Source organism: Thermus sp. (assembly GCF_056332225.1).
In genome coordinates this window covers 1-522 of record NZ_JBWGQW010000257.1, presented here as the reverse complement: position 1 = coordinate 522, position 522 = coordinate 1, and the positions used below count along the sequence as shown (strand labels likewise).

At 66.7% G+C, this 522-nt stretch carries 1 protein-coding gene; it reads left to right on the top strand.

The genetic code is table 11. From position 1 onward, the window contains the following. Positions 1-522: site-specific integrase (locus AC01Y6_RS11230; RefSeq protein ID WP_476671616.1), on the top strand; the 522-nt coding region annotated here is incomplete at both ends.

Sequence of the window (522 nt, the reverse complement as noted above, 5' to 3'; positions counted from 1 at the left end):
CCTGCACATCCAGGGCACCCTGCACACCCTGGCCCAGGAGGGCTATGTGGAGAGGACCCTCAGGAAGGTGTTTATCCTCCTCAAGGCCCTCTTTGAGGAGGCGGTAAGGCTTGAGCTCCTGGCCCGCAACCCCCTGGCCTCCCTCAGGCCCCCCAGGGTGAGCTCCAAGGAGGAGGCTCCCAGGAAGGCGGGCAGGACCCTCGAGCCCTCCGAAGTGAGGGCCCTCCTCGAGGCCGCCAAGGGCCACCCCCTTGAGCTCTTCTTCCGCCTCCTCCTCTCCACGGGCTTGAGAAAGGGAGAGGCCCTGGGCCTCAAGTGGAAGGATGTGGACTTTGAGCGCGGGGAAATCCATGTGAGCCGGGCCTGGGTAAAGCTTGGGGCCGGGGGGCTCTTGTCCAGCCCCAAGACACCCCGCTCCAGGCGTGCGGTGCCCATCCCCCTTGACCTTCTCCACCCCTTGAGGGCCCACTACGAGGCCAGGGTCTTGGCCGTGGGGGAGGAGGCCGCGAGGGAGGAATGGAT